The sequence below is a fragment of the Paenibacillus sp. FSL L8-0436 genome, assembly GCF_038593025.1.
Taxonomy (GTDB): domain Bacteria; phylum Bacillota; class Bacilli; order Paenibacillales; family Paenibacillaceae; genus Paenibacillus_AQ.
The window spans coordinates 4,720,338-4,742,267 of the sequence record NZ_CP151955.1 but is presented as its reverse complement, the minus strand read 5'-3'; the positions used below and the strand labels follow the sequence as shown (position 1 = coordinate 4,742,267).

Annotated in this window: 21 protein-coding genes; 16 read left to right on the top strand and 5 right to left on the bottom strand. The window is 48.3% G+C overall.

Annotation, left to right across the window (positions count from 1 at the left end; translation table 11 throughout):
• The first annotated feature begins 193 nt into the window (after window positions 1-193).
• Complete coding sequence (locus NSS79_RS21825; protein WP_342436132.1) at window positions 194-880, top strand: cyclase family protein; 687 nt, start codon at window positions 194-196, stop codon at window positions 878-880.
• A 175-nt stretch (window positions 881-1,055) separates the two neighbouring features.
• On the opposite strand, the gene NSS79_RS21820 is transcribed toward NSS79_RS21825, so the two are convergent.
• Entirely contained in the window at window positions 1,056-2,093 is a 1,038-nt protein-coding gene (locus NSS79_RS21820; RefSeq protein WP_342436131.1) for an asparaginase, read from the bottom strand.
• A 256-nt stretch (window positions 2,094-2,349) separates the two neighbouring features.
• Between NSS79_RS21820 and NSS79_RS21815 the strand changes: the two genes are divergently transcribed.
• The 9 genes from NSS79_RS21815 (at window position 2,350) to NSS79_RS21775 (ending at window position 11,361) form a co-directional block, all read left to right on the top strand.
• On the top strand, window positions 2,350-3,453 hold the full coding sequence (locus NSS79_RS21815; RefSeq protein ID WP_342436130.1) for a sugar-binding protein: 1,104 nt from the start codon (window positions 2,350-2,352) through the stop codon (window positions 3,451-3,453).
• Window positions 3,454-3,549: 96 nt separating this feature from the next.
• Window positions 3,550-5,070 carry a sugar ABC transporter ATP-binding protein gene (locus NSS79_RS21810; RefSeq protein ID WP_342436129.1) on the top strand — a complete coding sequence of 507 codons (1,521 nt, stop codon included), beginning with the start codon at window positions 3,550-3,552 and terminating at the stop codon, window positions 5,068-5,070.
• An 11-nt stretch (window positions 5,071-5,081) separates the two neighbouring features.
• Window positions 5,082-6,257, top strand: coding sequence for a sugar ABC transporter permease (locus tag NSS79_RS21805; protein ID WP_342436128.1), 1,176 nt, complete (start codon window positions 5,082-5,084; stop codon window positions 6,255-6,257).
• A 144-nt stretch (window positions 6,258-6,401) separates the two neighbouring features.
• Window positions 6,402-7,391, top strand: a complete 990-nt coding sequence (locus tag NSS79_RS21800) for an MBL fold metallo-hydrolase (protein WP_342436127.1) — start codon at window positions 6,402-6,404, stop codon at window positions 7,389-7,391.
• 278 nt (window positions 7,392-7,669) lie between these two features.
• On the top strand, window positions 7,670-8,494 hold the full coding sequence (locus tag NSS79_RS21795) for an alpha/beta hydrolase-fold protein (RefSeq protein ID WP_342436126.1): 825 nt from the start codon (window positions 7,670-7,672) through the stop codon (window positions 8,492-8,494).
• A 94-nt stretch (window positions 8,495-8,588) separates the two neighbouring features.
• The gene (locus NSS79_RS21790) at window positions 8,589-9,098 is read left to right on the top strand and encodes a hypothetical protein (protein ID WP_342436125.1); all 510 of its coding nucleotides are present in this window, start codon (window positions 8,589-8,591) and stop codon (window positions 9,096-9,098) included.
• Between the two features lie 78 nt (window positions 9,099-9,176).
• Window positions 9,177-9,443 (top strand): hypothetical protein, encoded by a 267-nt coding sequence (locus NSS79_RS21785; RefSeq protein ID WP_342436124.1) that lies wholly within the window; start codon window positions 9,177-9,179, stop codon window positions 9,441-9,443.
• Between the two features lie 59 nt (window positions 9,444-9,502).
• A complete protein-coding gene (locus NSS79_RS21780) occupies window positions 9,503-10,462 on the top strand; it encodes an ATP-binding protein (RefSeq protein WP_342436123.1) in 960 nt (319 codons plus the stop codon).
• 26 nt (window positions 10,463-10,488) lie between these two features.
• A complete protein-coding gene (locus NSS79_RS21775; RefSeq protein ID WP_342436122.1) occupies window positions 10,489-11,361 on the top strand; it encodes a tetratricopeptide repeat protein in 873 nt (290 codons plus the stop codon).
• Window positions 11,362-11,441: 80 nt separating this feature from the next.
• Here the strand turns inward: NSS79_RS21775 and NSS79_RS21770 are convergent, their stop codons facing one another.
• The gene (locus NSS79_RS21770; protein WP_342436121.1) at window positions 11,442-12,197 is read right to left on the bottom strand and encodes a PIG-L deacetylase family protein; all 756 of its coding nucleotides are present in this window, start codon (window positions 12,195-12,197) and stop codon (window positions 11,442-11,444) included.
• Between the two features lie 41 nt (window positions 12,198-12,238).
• On the bottom strand, window positions 12,239-13,576 hold the full coding sequence (locus NSS79_RS21765) for a glycoside-pentoside-hexuronide (GPH):cation symporter (RefSeq protein WP_342436120.1): 1,338 nt from the start codon (window positions 13,574-13,576) through the stop codon (window positions 12,239-12,241).
• 244 nt (window positions 13,577-13,820) lie between these two features.
• Between NSS79_RS21765 and NSS79_RS21760 the strand changes: the two genes are divergently transcribed.
• From NSS79_RS21760 to NSS79_RS21745, 4 genes are all read left to right on the top strand, one after another.
• A complete protein-coding gene (locus tag NSS79_RS21760) occupies window positions 13,821-15,410 on the top strand; it encodes a methyl-accepting chemotaxis protein (RefSeq protein ID WP_342436119.1) in 1,590 nt (529 codons plus the stop codon).
• A gap of 23 nt (window positions 15,411-15,433) precedes the next feature.
• The gene (locus NSS79_RS21755; RefSeq protein WP_341094294.1) at window positions 15,434-15,859 is read left to right on the top strand and encodes a chemotaxis protein CheW; all 426 of its coding nucleotides are present in this window, start codon (window positions 15,434-15,436) and stop codon (window positions 15,857-15,859) included.
• A 17-nt stretch (window positions 15,860-15,876) separates the two neighbouring features.
• Window positions 15,877-17,865 carry a chemotaxis protein CheA gene (locus NSS79_RS21750; RefSeq protein ID WP_342436118.1) on the top strand — a complete coding sequence of 663 codons (1,989 nt, stop codon included), beginning with the start codon at window positions 15,877-15,879 and terminating at the stop codon, window positions 17,863-17,865.
• A gap of 98 nt (window positions 17,866-17,963) precedes the next feature.
• The gene (locus NSS79_RS21745) at window positions 17,964-18,167 is read left to right on the top strand and encodes a hypothetical protein (protein WP_038594117.1); all 204 of its coding nucleotides are present in this window, start codon (window positions 17,964-17,966) and stop codon (window positions 18,165-18,167) included.
• A gap of 79 nt (window positions 18,168-18,246) precedes the next feature.
• Here NSS79_RS21745 and NSS79_RS21740 read toward each other — a convergent pair whose 3' ends face one another.
• On the bottom strand, window positions 18,247-18,615 hold the full coding sequence (locus NSS79_RS21740; protein WP_342436117.1) for a hypothetical protein: 369 nt from the start codon (window positions 18,613-18,615) through the stop codon (window positions 18,247-18,249).
• Between the two features lie 160 nt (window positions 18,616-18,775).
• On the opposite strand from NSS79_RS21740, the gene NSS79_RS21735 reads away from it, so the two are divergent.
• Window positions 18,776-19,267, top strand: coding sequence for an AAA family ATPase (locus NSS79_RS21735; RefSeq protein ID WP_076112401.1), 492 nt, complete (start codon window positions 18,776-18,778; stop codon window positions 19,265-19,267).
• Window positions 19,268-19,531: 264 nt separating this feature from the next.
• A complete protein-coding gene (locus NSS79_RS21730) occupies window positions 19,532-19,639 on the top strand; it encodes a hypothetical protein (protein WP_342436116.1) in 108 nt (35 codons plus the stop codon).
• Here the strand turns inward: NSS79_RS21730 and secA2 are convergent.
• Window positions 19,626-21,908 (bottom strand): accessory Sec system translocase SecA2, encoded by a 2,283-nt coding sequence (gene secA2, locus NSS79_RS21725; protein ID WP_342436115.1) that lies wholly within the window; start codon window positions 21,906-21,908, stop codon window positions 19,626-19,628. The genes NSS79_RS21730 and secA2 overlap by 14 nt on opposite strands.
• Window positions 21,909-21,930 lie beyond the last annotated feature (22 nt).

Below are 21,930 nucleotides of genomic sequence, written 5' to 3'. Positions count from 1 at the left end.
TTGTGGAGGTTCTGCTGTCTGCTCTGAACCCGCAAAAAAACTAGCCTAACATCTCTATCTATTCTGCGGTGAGGCTGCTTTCCCATGCTTCCGTTAGCGCTTAAGTTCAAGTATTATTGTGGTAGTGACACTGCTGAATCTGCTTGGGGCTGCATGGCACAAAACTATAACTAAACTACAGGAGCATCTTAATATGTCAAAATACGTCGAAATTGGTTATCCAATTTATGAAGGAATGCCTGTTTTTCCAGGACTGCCAGAAGTGAAATTAGAGCCTAAAGAGCGCTTGGACAAAGGGGATGACTGGAACGGAAGTGTGTTAAGTATTTATCTTCATGCCGGTACCCATGTCGATGCCCCGTGGCATCACATGAATAACGGTAAGGGAATAGATGCTATTCCTATTGAAGATTTCATTTACCGAAAGCCGCTGTTAATTGATTGTCCGCTTGGCCCGAACGGCTTTATCACCGTTGAGAAACTCGAGGAATATGAAGAACTGAATAAAGCGGATCTTCTGATTTTCAACACGAGTCATTGGAAACACCGGGATACTGATTTCGGGAAATACGCCAATAATTTCCCCGCTGTCTCTCCTGAAGCCGCTGAATACATCCGGACGAAGTTGCCAAACTGCAAAGCGGTGGCTATTGATACCTTGAGCATTGAGAATATGAGTGAAGCCAAAAGAAACGGTTATTTTGTCCACCATGCTTTCTTAGATCATGAAAAGTATAAAGAGAAGACAATACTCATTTATGAAGACATTAATCCAGCGCCCTTGGTTGGCAAAAAGCTAATTTCTGCCTTTACAGCTCCGCTTCGTATTAAAAACCACGATGCATCTATTGTTAACATCATCGTTGAAATTGAAGAATAAAGCCTGACAAGGAATGTGCGGACGATCCGTCCAGGGAAGAAATCGCGGCATACATAGAGAAGATGAGCGTAAAGGCGCTCGGATATGAAGAAGAATAAGTGATTTGCGTTGTTTGTCTTTTGTAACTACAACAAACCGCCCGTGGACAATCCACGGGCGGTTTGTTGTTTAACTCTTAGTACTCATTGAACATTGTGGCAATTTCATTGTACTGTACAGTTTGCGTCAGTGCCAGCGACAGCAGAATTCTCGCTTTCTGCGGCACCAGGCTATTGCAGGGAATCGAATTGGCGGAAAGGTCAATGTAAGAGTCCTTCAGCGTAATTCCACTGGAGATCCGCGAGCAGCGGACGACCGGAATGTTGTTGTTCTTAAGTTCCCCGACTTTATCAATCCATGGTTTGCTGTATATTCCTCCGCCCGCTCCCGCAATTACAATTCCTTTGGAGATTGTAGCCAGGTAATCGAGAATGCCCGGATCGGCATCGACGTGGAAATAAGCGACAGACACTTCAGGCAATCCACTCAGAGCCGATACGTCGAACTGTGCTGCAGTGGTATGCCTTTTAAGGGATCTGGTGTAGAAGAAAGCCTGACTGTCGCGCATGTAGCCCAGGCAGCCGAAATCCCGCTCGTCAAAGGCGTTGGCTTTAAAGGTATTCACCTTCTGCACATCTCTGCCGCTGTAAATCCCCTCTGCAAAAACAACCATAACTCCTTGACCGGAAGCGTCCGGATTCGCTGCCAACGCTACCGATTGGAACAGGTTCAGTGGGCCATCTGCGCTGATCGCAGTTGCAGGCCGCATTGATCCGGTAATAATCACCGGCTTGTCGGTTTTGATAACCAGATTCAGGAAATAAGAGGTTTCATCAAGAGTGTCGGTTCCGTGCGTAATGACGAATCCGTGAATATCCTCACGGAGGGCAAGGGTGTTGATCAATGTAGCCAACGTCAGCCAGTGGTCGCTGGTAATGTCGGCACTGCAAAGGTTGCTGACCTGTACTCCGGCGCAATTTGCGATCCGCTCCAGATGGGGAACACTATCCAGCAGGTCTTGTATCGGCAGGGCGCCGGGTTCGTAATTCAATGTTTTGTGGGCTTCTCCACTTCCGGCAATGGTGCCGCCGGTAGCCAGAATGACCACATTTTTAAGCACGGAATTATAGTAAGGGGAAGCGTCAAAATTCACTTCAGGGATTGGAATAATCATCTCTTCGTTTCCTTTCAGGTCAATCTATTATGTGAGAAAGCTAATGTGATGCCATTAACAAGTCAATAGAATTGTATCAAACCTTTCCTATAATAAATAGCCATGTGCAGTATTTAATGATGAAAATATGTGCTGGAACGTGATGTGAGGATATTCAAGAAACAAAGGAGAATTTTCTATTCCGGGTGGATAGCTCAAATGATAACATCAGGATGAAAGAACAGCAGCAGCCAAATATAGGGAGGGGTTTTTTAGAATGAAAAAGTCTTTGAGAGCGATACCATTATTGCTTGTAGCGGTGATGCTTGCAGTGCTGGTATCTGCTTGCGGTAACGGTGCAGGCGGTAAGGTGGATGTAGGCATCGTGCTGCCGACTAAGGATGAGCCGAGATGGGTGCAGGATGAGCAAAGATTTAAGGATGCGCTGAAAGACACCAAATATACCTCGGAGATCCTGTTCAGCCAAGGTTCTTCTGCTAAAGAAAAAGAAAACGTAGAAGCCTTGATTGCCAAAGACATTAAAGTCCTGATTATTTGTCCGCAAGACGGTGATGCCGCCGCTGCAGCCGCTGAGGCCGCTCAAAAAGCAGGCATCAAGGTTATCGCCTATGACCGCCTGATTAACAACACGGATGCCGTTAACTACTATGTAACTTTTGACAGCATCGCAGTAGGTAAAGCACAAGCCCAATACCTGGTGGATCATGCCAAAGGCAAAGGCCAGCCATTGTATTTGTACGCGGGTGCAGCTTCGGATAACAACGCATTTCTGTTCTTCGAAGGCGCTTGGTCTGTGCTTCAGCCGAAGATTTCTGACGGCACATTCACCATCGCCAACTCCAGTGAAGCTGTTGCTCTGAAGGATAAAGCAGAGCTGACCCGTGAGGAACGCAGTAAAATCATCAGCCAGGTGACCACAAACTGGGATGCCAACGAAGCTAAGAACAAAGCGCAAACTCACTTGACCGCTGCAAGCGCAGATCAAAAGGGCGATGTGGCCATCCTTGCTCCAAATGACGGCACAGCCCGTTCCATTGCTGACGTATTCGCTTCGGATTCCGCAGTGACCAGCTTCATCATTTCCGGCCAGGATGCTGAGAAGGCTTCCATCCAATACGTCATTGACGGCAAACAATCCATGACTGTGTTCAAGGATGTCCGCAACCTTGTTAAAGATGCAATCAACATGGGGGTTTCCATTCTTGACGGCAAGACGCCTGAAACAACCGGCTCCTACGATAACGGCAAGATTGAAGTACAAGCGAAGCAAACCGATGTTCAAGTCGTTGACAAGGACAATGTCAAAGCAGCACTCATTGATTCCAAATATTACGAAGCAAGCGAGTTCACGGGACTGTAAACGCACCTGAACATAGTTTAGACGGAATAGTGATAGATACATCTATCACTATTCCTCTATTCTAAGACTTGTTTTGTGAAGGAGCACAAGCTAATTATGAATCCATATATTTTAGAAATGAACAATATTTCCAAGGAATTCACCGGCGTAAAGGCACTCTCGAATGTCAATTTCAAAGTTAGCAAAGGCGAGATTCACTGTCTGGTCGGCGAGAACGGTGCCGGCAAGTCCACACTCATGAAGGTGCTTAGCGGGGTGTATCCGCATGGAACATATTCAGGAGATATTGTCTATGAAGGCAACGTGCAGAGCTTTGGCAGAATTAGCGACAGTGTCAGAACCGGGATCGCAATCATTTATCAGGAGTTAGCCCTGTTTCCGGATCTGACCGTATATGAGAATATTTTTGCCGGGAACGAAGTGAAGAAAGGCGCAATTGTTGATTGGAATCAGACGATTGTCAAAGCGAAGGAAATGCTGAAGAAAGTGAATCTTAACGTCAATCCTGAAGTGCTGATTAAGGATTTGGGTGTCGGCAAGCAGCAGCTGGTCGAAATTGCCAAGGCGCTCAGCAAGGATGTGAAGCTGCTTATTCTCGATGAACCAACAGCTGCGCTTAATGAAGATGATAGTGAGAACTTGCTGGAACTGCTGAGAGAACTGAAGAAACAAGGAATTACCAGCATCATGATCTCCCATAAATTGAAGGAAGTTATTGCCATAGCGGATCATGTCACCGTGCTTCGCGATGGACGGACGATATGCACGCTTGATGCTGCCAAGAATGAAATATCAGAAAGTGTAATTATCAAGAACATGGTCGGCCGTGATATCGATGATATCTACCCTAAACGGAATACTGAGCATTTCGGAAATGATGTGCTGGAGGTCAAGAACTGGACGGCATTTGACCCCAAGCTGGGCCGGGATGTGGTCAAGGATGTGAACATCCACGTGAAAAAGGGCGAGATCGTCGGCATCGCCGGTCTGATGGGCTCAGGCCGGACGGAATTGGCACAAAGCATCTTCGGCAATCCGAAATCCTATAAAATACATGGCGACTTATATATGCACGGCGCCAAAAAAGTATTTAAGAACACCAAAGACGCAATCAATGCGGGAATCGCCTATGTGACGGAAGACCGGAAAGGCGACGGCTTATTTTTGATTCAGGATATCAAGCAAAATATTTCAGTCTCCAATCTTGAGGCCATTTCTTCGCAGGGAATGATCAACACCAATGAAGAAGTGAAGATTTCGAACGAATACAAAAAATCGATGAATATCAAAGCTCCGTCTGTTGAACAGCTGGTCGGTAATTTAAGCGGCGGTAACCAGCAGAAAGTTTCCCTTGGCAAATGGCTGTTTGTTGGACCGACCCTGCTCATTCTGGATGAACCTACACGCGGCATTGACGTCGGAGCGAAATTCGAAATTTATACGATTATGAACAAGCTGATCAGCGAGGGCATGAGCATCATCATGATTTCCTCAGAGTTGCCTGAAGTGCTTGGAATGAGTGACCGCGTGTATGTCATGGCCGAGGGCAAAATCAAAGGCGAGCTGTCCGCAAAGGACGCAGATCAAGAAAAAATAATGAAACTTGCTACGCAATAGGAGGAAGACCCGTGAAATTATTTAACGAAGCGAAATCATTGATCAAGGTTAATATCCGGGATTATGGGATGTACATTGCTTTATTCGTCATTATGCTGACTTTTTCAATCATGACGGATGGACTGTTTATGTCTTCGCGGAATATAAGTAACTTGATTGATGCCACTGGCTACATTGCTGTTCTGGCTGTCGGAATGACACTGGTCATTGTGATCCGGCATATCGATTTATCCGTCGGTTTTGCAGCCGGGTTCCTGGGGGCAATTGCCGCCATCTTCTTAACGCAGGCAGGAGTTCCGGTCTATTTCACCATTCCGCTTATTTTGATCATGGGGATTATTGTAGGGCTCTTTAACGGTTTCCTGGTTGCACAGATGGGTATTCCTTCTTTTGTGGCTTCTCTGGCAGCGATGCTGATTTTCAGAGGTGCGCTGCTCCGGGTCACGGAGAAGACAGGAACCATCATCGTGAAGGATGAACATTTCAACGCGATCGGCAATGGTTTTATCCCGGCCATCGCCAAGATTGGCAATTTGAATCTGCTGTCGCTGATTATCGGCGCACTCATTATCGTCCTGTTCATTTATTTTGAATTCTCCAAACGGAACAATAAGCTCAAATACAACTTCGAAGTATTGTCAAACGGCATGTTTACCGTCAAGCTGGTCTTCGTGTCCGCGATCATTGCTTACATCACTTGGATTCTCGCAGGTTACAACGGCTTCTCATGGACAGTAGTCATCGTGATGATCGTCGTTGTCATCTATCACATTCTGACGACCTCCACTGTAATCGGGCGTCATATCTACGCAGTCGGAAGCAACCCGGAAGCCGCGAATTTAAGCGGGATCAGCGTTAAGAAAATTACGTACATTGTATTTTGCTCCATGGGACTCTTGTCTGCATTGTCGGGGATACTGTTCACCTCCCGCCTGCAGTCGGCGACTACCACAGCAGGAACGCTGTTTGAACTGGATGCCATTGCGGCTGCTTATGTTGGCGGCGTATCCGCTGCCGGCGGGGTAGGTAAGGTTACCGGTTCCATTATCGGTGCGGTCGTTATGGCTTCACTTTCCAGCGGCATGAACCTGCTAGGCGTTGGTATTTCCTATCAGTACATGATCCGTGGCGGCGTGCTGGCCGCAGCTGTAATCTTTGATGTAATGACACGCAAGCAAAGAGCATAGTTCAAGACAGAACTCACTGGTAAAAAAATCGGCGGAGTGCTAAGAGGCACTCCGCCGATTTTTTTACTAATAAATGATTACTCCAAGCTTCCCATAATATAGTATAATGTCTGATAAATCTGTGATCGCTCACTGAAGAAAGGCATGAGAGATTCGCACCATTATAAGGTAGATATAGAGGAGGTAAAGCATACGAATCCTTATTTTACATTGCAGCAGGTGTCGGAAGGTGTCTGGGCCGCTATCGTTATTCCCGGAAGTGGAGCTTTGGGGAACGCGTCGATCATAGATATGGGTGATGTAACAGTAGTTGTAGACACCTTCAGTCTTCCGCAGGCAGCCGAGTTCCTGCGTTCTGAGGCAGAGCTGCTTACGGGTAAGCCAGTGAAATACATAGTCAATACCCATTATCATGGAGATCATCATTATGGTAATCAGGTATTTGCCGGCAGTACCATTATCTCCACAGCGCTTACCCGGGAGGTGCTGATTCAAGGCGGGGCTCCAGATCTGAATACTTGGCAGAGCGGCCTGCGAAATCAAATCGAAATGCTGGAACAAGGGAAAAAGGCTGCGGCAGATCCCCGGCTCCGCGACGCACTCGGTTATGAAATTGCCGACAAGGCTGCGCTGCTGGCGGCAACGCCTATGATCCATAGAGTGACAGCATCCGTTACTTTCTCGCGGCAACTGATCATTCACGGCTCGGCCCGTTCGATTACTCTGCTCACCTATGGCGGCGGGCATACGGAAAGCGATGCGATGGTGTATATCGAAGACGCCAAGGTGCTGATTGCCGGTGATCTTATCTTAAGCCACTCCCACCCGGCGATGTTGAGCGGCTTTCCGGTTGCCTGGATTGAGATTCTGGAACGGATTGATCGCGAGATTGATGTCAATCTGGTTATTCCCGGGCATGGCGGGGTCACCGGCAGAGAAAGCATTGCAGAGATGATAAGTTACCTTACTGATATCCAGGCTTATGCGGAAAAAGCTGCCCAGAGTAGAGAATCCGCAGATCGCTGGCTGGAGAAGGGGATACCGGCACCGTATGATCATTGGATGATGTCCCATGTATATGAATGGAATTTCCGCTGGCTTTTCAATCGACTACTTATAGAAGGGAGAGGATAACATGATACAACTAGAAAGCAAGGATTATTTCAAAGGCTTGCCGCTGCTCGATCATGTGAATATTAACACAATGTTTAAGGGGACACATTGTAGTGTCTCTTTTTGTTGAACGCATTTTGAATACTCGGCCGTAGCGATTGACCGGATGCTGGAAGAGCGGTTATTGATGCTTTCAGCACATTGTCCAAGCCCGAAGCAGGATAGAGTCCATGGATACCCGGGCGTGTATCCTTTATAATCTCCAATAATGAGAATGGTTATCATTAGGAGGAAGTGTAATGAGTAAAGAACTTGAACGGAGTTATCCGCACCGTGGTTGTGAGGAGCATGTCCTCTACGCAGGTGAGCAGAATCTGGAGTACCGGATTCTTGTCTCCCATCCTTCCGGGGAAGCGCCGCCGGAGGGCTACCCGGTCATCTACACACTTGACGGGAATGCCGTATTTCATACGCTGGCAGAGTCCGCGCGCTTGCAGACACGCAAGCCGCATGGCTATGATCCTGTTGTGATTGTAGCCATCGGCTATCCCTCCAGCGAACCCTTTGACATGACCCGCCGTTGCTATGATTTCACGATGCCTGCAAAATTAGAATCACTGCCGAAACGGCCAGACGGCAGTGAATGGCCTGAACATGGAGGCGCGGACAGCTTCCTCGATTTGCTGGAGAACGAGATCATGCCGTTGATCTCCGGACTGTTTCCTGTGGATAGCCAGCGCCAGTCACTGTTCGGACATTCGTTGGGCGGTCTGCTCGTCCTGCATGCCCTGTTCACACGGCCGCAACTGTTCACCCATTTCGCTGCCGGTAGCCCTTCGGTCTGGTGGGGCGGTTATTCCCTGCTAGTTGAGCAGGAGCGGTTCTCCGCCATCTATCCTGGGCTGAAACTACAGCGTAAACTGCTGATCACCATTGGCGCAGAAGAGCTGGATCATATGGTCGAGGATGCCGAGAAGCTGCCGGTTCTGCTCGCCCCGCTTGCTGCGGAAGGCTTGCAGGTCAGCCTGGCCAAATTCCCGCAAGAGGGCCATGTTACGGTCCTGCCCGCAGCGCTCAGCCGTCTGCTGAGATTCGCTCTGGAATCACAAGAAGAGGCCCAATAAGTGCAAAGTCTGAATAGATCCAAACTATACCTATCTCTTGTGGATCACCCGTCCCTATAATAGAGAATACGTATAGATTTGGAGGCGGATTAGAATGACGTTGCGACCTGATATCCAGGCGATAGTTGATACACTTCAGGACCTGGGAGTGATTGAACAGAACAGTCAAGTCAACGGGGAAATGAAAGGAACGACCGAAGGTCTCGTATACATTCTGACCGTCAATAAGGAAAAAAAATATGTGCTGAAGGTGGACAGGCCGCAGAGCATTTCCTGCGCCGAACTGCTGCTGGCAACGTATCCCGGGAGTTCACTGCTGCCAAAACTTCTGTATACCGATCCGCACGGTAACTACATTCTGTATACCTATACAGCGGGTACAACTCATTATAAACGAGGTGCCAAGATAGATTGGCTGACAGGCATAGTAACCGGTCTTCTGAACCATTATGAAACCTCATCTGCGCCACAATGGGGCCGCCTGGAAATGCCGCGGGATTCATGGGCTGAGTTCAATAGAATCAGTTTAGAAGAGGCACGCTCCAATGTGGGGGATATATTGCCTGCTGAGGATTATGATAAAGTACAAGCCTTGTCCGGCTGAATCTCCGGCGCGGAGGACAAGTATCTTCTGCATGGCGATACAGGTGTTCATAATTTTATATTTCAGGATCACAGCCTGGTGGGCGTCATAGACCCTTCGCCGATGGTTGGACCACTCATCTATGACTTCACTTATGCATTCTGTTCCTCCCCGGATGACTTGAATAAGGTCACCTTGTTTAAGGCGTTTGACCAGCTCAAGCAGGAGGCAATAGGACATTCCAGATTGATAGAAGAGGCAGTCTTCCAGCTGTATTGCCGGATTGGCATCTGCGCCAGAGTCCATCCGCATGACTTGAAGGACTATTTGACCGCTTGGGAGCACTGGAGAACACATCTGGTGTAACAACAAATCCTATTAAAATATGGTAAACTTATCTCATTAACCATAGGGGTGAGAGATGAATGTCCGATGATCATGATGAGCTTATGGAACAGAGGCGCAAGCGGCTGAAACTCATTCAATTCAGTAAAGAGGATCAAACGCTTATCGAGTCAGAGAAACCTAAGGAAACCTTCGCCGATGTAGGCGGTCTGGAAGAAGTGAAGAAGAAGATCCGGATGAACTTCATTCTGCCGCTGAAGCAGCCGGAGCTGTTCAAAGCTTACGGCAAAGAAGCGGGCGGCAGCCTGCTGCTGTTCGGGCCTCCGGGCTGCGGCAAAACCTTTCTGGCACGGGCGGTAGCCGGTGAGATTGAAGCGAATTTTATGCATATCGAGCTGCAGGCCATCCTGGCGATGTATGTGGGCCAAAGTGAGAACAACCTGCATAATATTTTTGAGAAAGCCAGAGAGAACAAGCCGTGCGTCATCTTCATCGACGAATTGGATGCGATGGGCGGCAGCCGCCATCAGATGCGCCAGCATCATGACCGGATGCTGGTGAATCAGCTGCTGCTGGAGCTGGATGGTCTGCAAGCCGAGAATGAGAATGTGTTTGTCATCGGCGCCACCAATACACCCTGGTATCTCGATTCCGCACTGCGGCGTCCGGGCCGCTTCAACCACCTGGTGTTTGTCCCGCCGCCGGAGGAGTCCGAACGTGAGACTATTCTGGGCCTGAAGATGGCCGGAAAACCTGCTCACGCCTTGAATCTGCCCAAGATTGCAGCAGATACAAAGTTCTTCTCGGGTGCCGATCTGGAGCAGGTGGTGAGCGATGCCATAGAATCTGCGATGGAGCGCACCTTTGAGACCGGAGAGATCCAGCCGATTACAAATGATGATCTGAAGAAAGCAGCGAAGTCCCGGAAGGCCACGACACTGGAATGGTTCTCAACCGCGAAGAATTATGCGACCTTCAGCGATGTCAACCGGGACTACCAGATCGTATTGGACTATGCCAAGAAACACGGAATTAAATAGCGGGATGAGTGACGGAGGCGCTGACAGTGGAGAATCAATTTAAGCAAAATACCCTTCAAGCGGTACATCAGCTCATCGAGTGGAAACGTTACAAGGAAGCTCTGACAGAAGCAGAGCAGGCGCTGCGGGAAGAGCCGGAGGATCCGGATGTTTTTGCACTGATTGCCCATATTTATAATCTCATGGATAATTATGAAAAGGCGCTGTATTGGGCGAACGAGGCACTGATCCGGGAACCGGAGCAGACGTTGGCCTGGTATGTGCGCGTCAGTGTCTACTACGAAACGGACAACGAGAAAGCGCTGAATGAGAATCTGCAGGAAGCGATGCGGATTGATCCTTATGAAGCTCATTACTTTTTTCTGAAGGCTAATCTTCTAAACAAGAAGCAGAAATACAAAGAGTCGAGGGGGCTTTTGCGGCTTGCATTGGAACTAAGACCGGAGAGTCCGCTATATTTGGCTACATTAAGCTATACAGAGGCACTGCTGGGCAATATGAAAGAGTCGGCCGAACTTGACCGTCAAGCGGTTCAATACGGAGCCGAAATGCCATATGTGATGTTATATTTGGGATGGGCGGCGGGCGACCGCGGGGATTACAAGCTTAAAGAAACATACATGAAAAATGCGGTACGCCTAAGCCCTGACGATAAGCAGATTCAGCGCGAATTTCTAGAGGCGCTCCAGCAGCAGCACAAGCTGCTACGGATTTTTTTATGGCCTACCCGGCTGGTGCGCAGAATGAAGCGTTGGCAGATTATTATAGCCTGGTTCATCATATGGATTTTGTTCAGGCCGTTCGTGCTGCTGTTTATCGTATTGTATGTACTGACGCATTGGGTGACCAAAGCCATTGTACATGTGCAAGTGTTTGGCTGGAGACGAAGGGGCATGTGATCGTCCTGAGCCGGAATGTAAAAAGACACCAACGTTTCGTTGGTGTCTTTTTACATGTACCGTGCTGAATCCTCCTGACCTCAGATCCGTTTGGCATCCACGAAGCAATGCATGTGCAGCGGAGACAACAGCTTCAACCCTTCCCCCATTTCGAAATCTTTATCTCGGGCCAACTGCCGGCCTTTCTCTGCAAAGTAGAGCCGGTATAGGGCCAGTAATTCATCACTGAACTGGCTGCGGTGCTGGGCCATTGCAGCAAATTTCTGCTCGAAAGTTCCGGTGATGTCAATGACCGTGTTCGGCTCTGACGAGAAATAGAACCCGATGGCCTGCGGCTGCCACGGTTTGGTTGAGGTGCCTTTGGGATAACGGGCAAGTCCTGCCAGGAGAAAAGCCTGTGCCGTTGCCTTGCCAACAACGATATGATCGTGATGCGCTTCATAGGCCAGCCACGGATCGGGGCAGAAGAGGGCGTCGGGTTGTACGGTTCGAATGATTTCGGCAATTTCCCCGGCCAATGAAGGCACATGATCCAGTGTGCCATCACCATGCTGCAGCTGATGAAACTCCGTAGCGCCCAGCATTCTCCCCGCTGCCTCCAGCTCAACTCGTCGGATCTTGGCAATCTCTTCATGCGACAGCTGCTCATCTTCTGCTCCCAGGTCACCATTCGTTACGGTCAGGTAGTGGATTTCGCAGCCTTTTTCCGCGAAGCTGGCAATAATGCCGCCCATTCCAACTTCATTGTCGTCCGGATGGGGTTGTACACATAATATTTTGCGGCATCCCGTGAGTTCGGGAGGGGCCATAAGAGTATGCAGTGCAGATGAATCCATATTCATTCACTCCTTATTCATAATGTACGAGCTTCAGACGATTATAAGGCTCGGGAAATTTCCAAATCGGACAATATACGATCTCTTTGCTTGTCGCTAATATTATAGAACAGGATAGGGATAATGGCAGCGACAAAACAAAACGCCGGCAGGATAAACATCACAAAGCTGAGCCCATGCTGGAGAACCGGGGTTACCGGCTGGTTCTCAACATAGTTCAAGAATCCAAGGCTTGTACCGATGATGATTCTGGAGACAGCTCCGCTGAATTTAGTGATGAATGTATTCGTTGAAAAAACAATACCCTCCCCCCGGAAGCCCAGCTTCCATTCGGAATAGTCAATCGTATCCAGCAGCATGGAGGTGCTCACAATGATGGTCATCCCTGAAAAAAAGAAGCTGATCCCGAAGAAGACAAGTGCAAACATCCTATTCTCGTCCCCAAACAGATAGGGAATCACACAGGATAAGCTGCCCAGAAGGCAAGAGGCGATAAACACCTTTTTCTTGGAAAACAACCTCAGCAATTTCGGAGTGGCTACCATTCCCAGCATCATCCCCACAACAAGACTGATCCCCACCTGAGTGACATACACCGCATCCCCCCAGACATAAATCACATAATACAATTGAATGCTCTGCCTGATGCCGTTAATCAAATTGATAATCAGCAGGGAGGCGAGCAGGGCCAGCAAAGGCTTATTTTTGTAAATCGTCTGCAGATTTGTCTTGAAGGAAATCTTACCGGGCGAAGGGGTTACTCTTTCTTTGGAGGTTAATCCAGTGAGAAAAATAGAGACCGCCGCAATAGCGGCTACGAGGATTGCGGAATAGAGGTAAGCATCCGTGTTTCTTTCGCCGCCGAAAGCGAGCAGCAGCTGGATGCCACCAATGGTAACGGCTACGGCTCCGAGGGTACCGCCAATTTTCCCTAAGGTAACTACCAGCGTCCGTTCATCGGGGTCTTTGGAGATTACAGAGGATAATGCCCAGAGCGGCGTATCACATACGGTATACAACATACCCCATAACAGATAGGAAATGGAGGCGATTACTATCGTCAGCGTAGGGGAACCTCCGAAATCCCAGAAACACAGGACCGTAGCAGCCGCGATAAGGAACGGGGCGAACAGCAGATAGGGCCTGAATTTCCCCCATTTTGTGCGGGTCTTGTCTGTAATCATCCCCATCACCGGATCAAGACAGGCATCGACTATGCTGGCTACCACCAGAATTAGACTGGCCGTTGTAGCAGGTATGCCCAATAAATCGGTGTAAAAGAACAAAATGTACATCGACATAAAGCTGTATAGAATATTCTGGCCCAGCAATCCCCCGGAGAAAAAAATCTTTTCTTTGGCGGGTACTTTATTTCCCATGCGACCTCCCTCATTTCCGCTGAAGTTAAAGATGATTGTAGTGCATAACTGGTTGGATATGTATATTGTAATAATGTTTGCGCAAATAACGATTCCGGATATTTCGTAATTGAAGCAAAGCGCATGGATTTTTAATTTTTTTTTTGGTAATGCAAAAATAAACTATTCAGAAATCGACGAAATTTGTCGAAATATATCTAAGCTGTCCGGAAGGACACAAAGATCGCATCCAGGGGGAGTACTCATGAAGTGGTTCAGTAACATGAAAACAGCAAAGAAAATCATCTCAGCTTTTCTGCTAGTCGCTGTGATTTTGACAGGATTCGGTATCTATTCGATATCGACGTTACGGGAGATGAACAAAAACACAAATGAAATGTACAACAACAATTTGATTTCCGTAAGGGATTTATCCGCAGCACAGATCACTTATATGAATATGCGTTTATATCTGCGGAATATGAGCACAGAAAAAGGAGCGGAAGCTATAGCCAAGCTCAAGACCGACATTGCTGCAGCCCGTGAGGAGATCGACCAGAAGATAGATACTTTCCGTCCGTTGGCATCAACTGCGAAGGAGCAGGAACTGCTGCGGACATTCGATACGGAATACCCGTCCTATCTAAAGCTCTACGAGCAGGGCATGTCCATCGCAGAGAAGGAGGGTCTGATGGCATTTAACGAGTTTAACCAGACCATCCTGCACCTGCAATCCGAAAAGGTTAGGGTGACATTGACGGACCTGATCAATTTAAATGCAAGTCTGGCAGATGAAACCAACCATCATTCGCAACAAACCTATAAGACCTCACTGGTTGTTACTATAGCCGTGGTAGTCGCTTCGGTCATTATCAGCATCCTTATTGGAACTTTCATTGCACGCTCGATCTCTAGACCTCTACGGCAGATGCTTAGTCTCGCTTCCGCGGTGGCTGACGGAGATTTGACGCAACAAGCAGAGATTTCCTCCAAGGATGAAGTGGGTCAATTGGCGTCTGCACTCAACCGGATGGTGACCAACTTAAAGGAATTAATCAATGGTATCGTGATGAATTCGCAAAGTGTTGCCGCTTCCTCCGAGGAGATTTCAGCAAGCACACAGGAAATTTCCAGCACCAGCACCAGCCAGTCGGCTGCGGCAGCCAACATCACTGAACTCTTCAGAGAACTGTCGCTTGCCATTAACTCTGTGGCTGTAAGTGCAGAAGAAGCAGCAGAGCTCTCTAATGATACGGTCAGAACTGCCCGTGAAGGCGGATATGTGGTCGAGACATCCCTTCAGGGAATGCAGGCTGTGAATCACAAGATGACTCAGCTGGAGGATGACTCCAGCAAGATTGGCGATATTATTGAGGTCATTGACGATATCGCCGAGCAAACGAACCTGCTTGCGCTGAACGCAGCCATTGAAGCAGCCCGTGCCGGAGAACAGGGCCGCGGCTTTGCCGTTGTAGCCGATGAGGTCCGCAAGCTGGCGGAACGAAGCAGCGAGGCGACCAAGGAAATTACGAAGATTATTAAAGCGATGCAGGAAAATACGAAGCAAAGTGTCCGGGCCGTGTCCGAAAGTGTGGAACAATCTTCGATGACCAGCCAGGCTTTTGAGCAAATTATCGCGATGGTGAATAACTCCGCGCTTAAAGTGAATGAAATTGCTGCGGCTTGCGAAGAAGAGTCTGCACAGGCTGCAGAGGTTATGAGTTCGGTAGAAGCAATCTCGGCTTCGAGTGAGGAGTCCGCCGCTGCTTCTGAAGAAACTGCAGCTACCTGCCAGTCTTTGGCTCAGCTCTCTGAAGAATTGGCGATTTCCGCTGCCGCATTCAAAACCCACTAATTTTACAGACTGAAGGTGACAACATGTCCACGCTGCAGAAGGAACAATATATTGAACTCGCCGTGGGTGCCGAGACCTGTGCGATCCGTATCGAAGAGATTCATGAAATCATTAAGATGCTGAGCATTACGGATATACCGTTCACCAGGAATGAAGTTAAGGGCGTGGTGAACCTCCGGGGCAAAGTAGTCTGTGTCATGAGCCTGCGCAATCTGCTTGGTATGTCGGATGAGCCCTATACAAGAGAAACCCGGATTATCGTAGTCCGTTGCCGGGATGAATTCGTAGGTTTGATCGTAGATAAAGTGAACAAAGTGACTACCTACGGAGAAATTCATCCGCCTACTGGAGGGCATAGCCGAAGTAGAGAAGGTGTTTTTCATGGCATTGGACAACAGGGAGACCAGCTTATTGGGATCTTGAAGCTCGAGGAAATATTGGGCGGATAGAAAGGAGAATATAAATAATGATGGAGCTGTCTGCCTACCGAGATATTTTCATAGAAGAGCTGAACGACCAGTTGGAGCGGATGGACCAGTCCCTGTTGACCCTTGAACAATCTCCTTCGTCCGAGCTGATCCAAGTTCTGTTCCGGGCCGCACATACGATCAAGGGCTCTTCTTCAACGATGGCCTTCCGGGAAATGAGTGATTTGACCCATGAAGTGGAGTATGCGCTGGAATGGGTACGTGAGAAAAAACCGGAAATCACCGCAATTCTGATTGATACACTCTTTAGCGCACTGGATGCCATGAAGAAGCTGCGCAGCCAATATATCAGCGGGGAAGCTTATGATGACTGCAGTTCTGTGGTTTCGGAGATTAAAGCGCTGATTAACAAACCTGCAGAGCAAGAGCCGGTCCGCCCGCCTGTGTTAAGTGCCGCTGAAAGTCTTAAAGTAGAGGAAGCCACTGCTGCCGGGGAACAGATACTGATGATCGGCGTTTCGCTGAAAGAGGATTGCCAGATGAAGGCAGCACGCCATTTCATCCTGTTGCAGCGGATCGAAGATGTCTGCGGATCGGTTATTGCTGCTTCACTTTCACCCGGTGAAGTTGTAGATAAAGATGAAGACAGCCGTTACGGCAGATTCGCTGTAGTGGTTGCAACATCGAAAGAGCCGCAGCTGATCCAGTCACAGCTGGAGGGGGATTCAGATGTGCAAACTCTGGCGATTACTTCATTCGAATCGGGAGAAACTGCTGGCGGAGAGATAGCTACTACAGAAGTGCCGGCAAATATGCCACAGTCCGGGCCTTCGGCTGAAGAACGGGTCAAAGGTAATCAACCGACGGTCCGGGTCAGTGTGGAACGGCTCGATCATCTGATGAATCTGGTCGGTGAATTGCTGATAGACCAGACCTCATTAGCGGATCTGAAAACGACCGGCATCCGCAATGACCCTGCTAAAGCGCTGCAGAGCATCAGTGGCGTATCCGATCATATGGGCAGTGTCATCAAGGAATTGCAGGAAGGCGTGATGAAGACACGCATGCTGCCTATAGACCAGCTCTTCAGCCGGTTCCCGCGTATGGTCAGAGATCTGGCGCAAAAGCTCGGCAAGGATATAGAGCTGGTGGTACAGGGCGGCGAGACTGAGCTGGACCGGATGATTATCGAGGAACTGAGCGATCCATTGATCCACTTAATCCGCAATAGTGCAGACCACGGAATCGAAAGCCACGAAGTGCGTGCGTCAAAAGGCAAACCGGCGAAGGGACGCATTACCCTGTCCTCCTTCCATGAAGAGAATAATGTAGTGATTTCCCTGGCAGACGACGGTCAGGGCATTGATGCCGGGAATATCAAGGCTTCCGCGCTTCGCAAAGGCATCATTTCAGAGGATCAGGCTGCACATTTGACGCCGCTTCAAGCGCTTCATCTCATTTTCGAGCCTGGATTCTCGACAGCTTCCGAGGTGAGTGATGTATCCGGGCGTGGGGTGGGAATGGATATTGTCCGCAGCCAAATCGGAAGATTGAATGGAATCATTGATATTGATACAGAGACGGGTAAAGGGTCGACATTCACGATCAGGCTTCCGCTCACCTTGGCGATCATCAAGGGGTTGCTGGTCAAGGTGTCAGGCCGGGTATTGATTCTCCCCATGTACAACATTGCTGAAATTGTTCGTATTCACCCGGAAGAGATTCAGACGATCCAAGGGGAGCAGGCGATTATCAACCATGGACGGATTGTGCCGTTCTCCTGGCTGCGGGACAAGCTGCATTATCCGCGTGTTGAGCGCAGTTCCAAAACGATCTCGATTGTCATTGTCAGATCAGTCGACAAAATTTCTGCCTTTGCGGTGGATGAAATCTTGGGCAATCAGGAAGTGGTCATCAAAACGCTCGGAACCATGCTCGGGACCTTGAACCATCTATCCGGGGCGACCATTCTGGGGAACGGACGGGTGGCTATCATCTTGGATGCTTCCTATCTCGTAAGCCATTAAATTATGATGTGAGAGTGCTTCATCAGCCGGGAGAATGGCTGATGGAGCACTCTTTTTCAATAGAGCGCTGTATAGAACTTTACAGGATGGAGAAAAATATGGAAGAAGACTTAAGGGAAAGGAGTGGTGATGTGGATATTACACTGGGATCTGATGAAGTAATCAACCGGATCAAGCAGCTTCAATCCAACGGAACAATCAACAAAAAGCAGGTAAAACAGCAGGATCCGGAGCTGATGCGGAGCGCATTGTATTATTTTCCAAGCTGGGAGCATGCCCTGAAAAACGCAGAGCTGGTATAGAAAAATACGACAAAAAGCCGAAGATGCGACACCTGCGCACCTTCGGCTCTTTACCTTTGTGAGGTAATCCACTTCTCATTTATTCCGTTGAACCCTCTATTTTTGGTAATAATTTTTGTTGTTCGATTGCTTTTTGATTTAACTGCAGTTCATCTCTGAAGGCATTGATTTTCAACTGCAGTTTGTGCAGGATTTCCAACTGCATCTCGTTAACCCGGTCTTCAATGCAAAAAGCGGAGCAGGAGAGAAAACCATCGGCATAAGACTTTGTTTCATCGGTAACGGTATTAAGCTTCTCTTTATAGATTCTCTTTACAGGTCCAAGCTCGGGTTTGATCTCGTAATAACGGTTGGTCTCAAGCAGCAATCGCCAAGGGCTCACCTTAAAATCAAATTCATCCTTTTCTATCTCTGCAGATACTTTAACTATTTTAATCTGATTGTTCATGATGATAGTGATCCTCCTGCAAACCCATATTTTTAATGGGGATAAATTCTCGATGATGGACTAAGAGATTATATCATGCAAAAGGATCATTTCCTACTGAAATTTATTAAAAGAATAGTTCATTGGAACTATGTGTAAATATCTTTTGCAGGAGGATGTCATGAAAAAGTTAATTGTTGTCAACGGCCCCAATGGTTTCGGGAAATCAGCCGTATGCAGAAGTCTGAAAGGGGTGCTAAATCATTCCATATGTCTGGACGGCGATTGGTGCTGGATGATGAATCCCTGGATCGTAAACGATGAAAACAGAGCCATGGTGGAGAATAACATTACATATCAGCTAAGAAACTTCTTGACGAACTCTACATTTGAACATGTCATTTTCAGTTGGGTACTTCATCGCGAAGAGATCTTGCAAGGTCTTCTGAAACGGCTAGATGATCTGGAATTTGATACACAAACGATTACCTTGATCTCTTCGGAGACTGCACTAAGGCAGCGAATGGAGCAAGACCATAGACCGGAAGAGCAAATTCTTAGCAGTATCGAACGATTATGCTTATACTGGAACATGAGGACTACTAAAATAGATACAAGCAGCCACGGTGTGGACGAAGTTGTTGAACAAATGAAATTAATCATCAGTCAATAAGGAGGGCTTTATGCATATGCATAATCTTCAAGCCGTTTTCATAGACCGTGACGGGACGATGGGGGGAACCGGACATTTTATTCATCCCCGCGATTTTGAACTGTTCCCGTTCGCATTAGCCAAGCCAGTGAGGCGGAATTTAGCAGCCAGTTTGTGTCCTTCGGGATGGACGCCTCCTACATTTGTCCTCATTCCTCCGGTAGTGATTGTGAATGACAGAAACCCAAACCAGGGCTGCTTCTTAGAGCAGCCGAGGAACGTGGTTTGGATTTGAGACAATGTGCGGTTATTGGTGATGTTGGAACAACGGATATGCTGGCCGGAGCCGCAGTGGGCGCAATCAAAGTGCTTGTTCCTTTTATAAAAGATTGATTCTGTTCTGAAAAAAGCTGTCGTTGATCATATACGTCCATGTCGCTGAGGGAACTCTCAAAGCCTCCAAGTGGAAATCTATCTTCAGTGAGCAAAAGTCCGTTGTCAGAAAAAGTTCCACAACAGCGGTTTCGATCCTCTCTTCCAGTGTTGCAAAGGCATTTATGATCAGCCGGTGATACTCATGCAGCGGATTTTTGTGGCTCAGGCTTTCCAGATGAATGCCTTCCTTCACAGAAGAAACGTAAGCCAGATAATCAGCCCAGCCGTTATCAATTTGAACCAGTGTGATGAATCTTTCGGCTTCCTCAACCCTTTTTTCCCCGAACCTGCGGCATAATTGTTCGTAAATTGCAGGTACTCTTGTCATTAAGATGGTTGGCCTCAATAACTCACCAAGCAGGGCCTCCCGTTTCGTGAAAAGAATACGCCGCTGCTGTTCGATCAAATCGGCATATTTATTTAAGGTTTTTCTGATTTCAATATGCTGGCCATCCATGACTAGCTGAATATGGTTGATCAGGTTGCAGATTCTGGAACCTTTAAGCGGAGAATCCTGCTGCATATCCTGATATTCCTTCGGAAGCGCCTCTCTTAAGCCAAACCTTGCGAGCAAATCATCCTCCAAGCTAATCATATAGCGGGAGGAGCCGGGATCTCCCTGCCGGCCTGCACGGCCACGCAATTGTTGGTCTACACGTACACATTCATGCAGATTTGTACCGATGACATACAACCCGCCTAGTTTTTTTACTGCCCAGTATTCTTCCGCATCGCCTCCGCCTAGAATAATATCGACACCCCGGCCTGCCATATGGGTTGAAACGGTCACCGCATTCAGCCGGCCTGCTCCGGCGATAAGCTCCGCTTCCCATTGATCATTTTGCGCGTTCAGGAGGTTGCATGGAATGCCAGCATTCTGTAAGTCGGCTGCCATTTGACAGGATGCCTGCACACTAGCTGTACCAATTAGGATGGGCTGCTTCGTCTTATGAATGGCAGCAATTTCACTAAGAATAGCCTGACGCTGGGCTTCACGGTGCGTGAATATAACATGAGGATAATCAATTCTTCTGCAGGGCTGATGCGGTGGAATCACCATCACATCCAGGGCATAATAGGCTCTAAACTCATCCGCCGAGGATAACGCCGTTGCTGTCATCCCGCAGAGCTGGGCATAGAGGCTTAAAAAATGCTGCAGCGTCATGGTTCCAAGAATTTTGCCGCCGGACTGAATGCTCAGCCCTTCTTTGGCTTCCACTGCTGTCTGCAGACCGTCTGGCCAATGCCGGTTCTCGGCAATTCGCCCGGTGAATTCATCAATAAGCAGCACGGCACCGTCTCTTACAATATAATCGACATCTTTCTTTAATAAAACTTCTGCATGCAGCGCACAGTGAAGCTCTGCGAGCGTATCCGAGTTACGGGACTCATATAAATTTCCGCATTTCAGCATGACCTCAGCCTTAAGCGCTCCGGCTTCCGTCAGGTGTACATTCCGCCCATGCTCGTCCGTATCATAATCCGGCCCCTGAATGAGCTGCTTCACGATCAACGGCATTTCACGGTTACCTGCACATTTCTTGTCTGTTTCTCCCGCGATGACAAGCGGAATCCGGGCTTCATCAATGAGTATGGAATCCGCCTCGTCAACCAGTACGCAGTGAAGGGGGCGCTGGACTTTGTGGGCCGGAGTATACACCAGTGAATCCTTTAAGTAATCAAAGCAAGCCTGCTTCGCCGACAAATAAGTGATATCGGCAGCATATGCTGCTTTTCTTTCCTCGACATCCTGCCCCTCTGCAACATAACCGACGGAGAGACCCAGCCCCCTGTAGACAGGGCCCATCCATTCGGCATCCCGCCGAGCCAGATAATCGTTAAAGGTAAAAATATGAGCGCCTTTCCCTTGAAGCGCCTGTAAGTAAGCGGGGAGGACGGCAGCCAGCGTTTTCCCTTCCCCGGTCTGCATTTCCACCAGATAACCATCACACAGGGCTAATCCGGCTGCGAGCTGTACGTCAAAGAGACGGATTTGCATGAATCGCCACACAGCTTCAGCTACAAGTGCTGCCCCTTGGATCATTAAATCCTCAAGCGGTACACCACTTTGGGCTTTCAGCTTCATTTCCCCGGCGTAACGCCTGATTTGGATGTCGCTCCAGTTCTCCATTGGAAGCTGGCGGATGCGTTTGATTTTTTCATAATAAGGCTTGAGCTTACGCTCCTGGAATTTCGCCTCTATGCGGCTATACAGATTGTTGCCCATAGCAAATAATCCTCCTTTAATA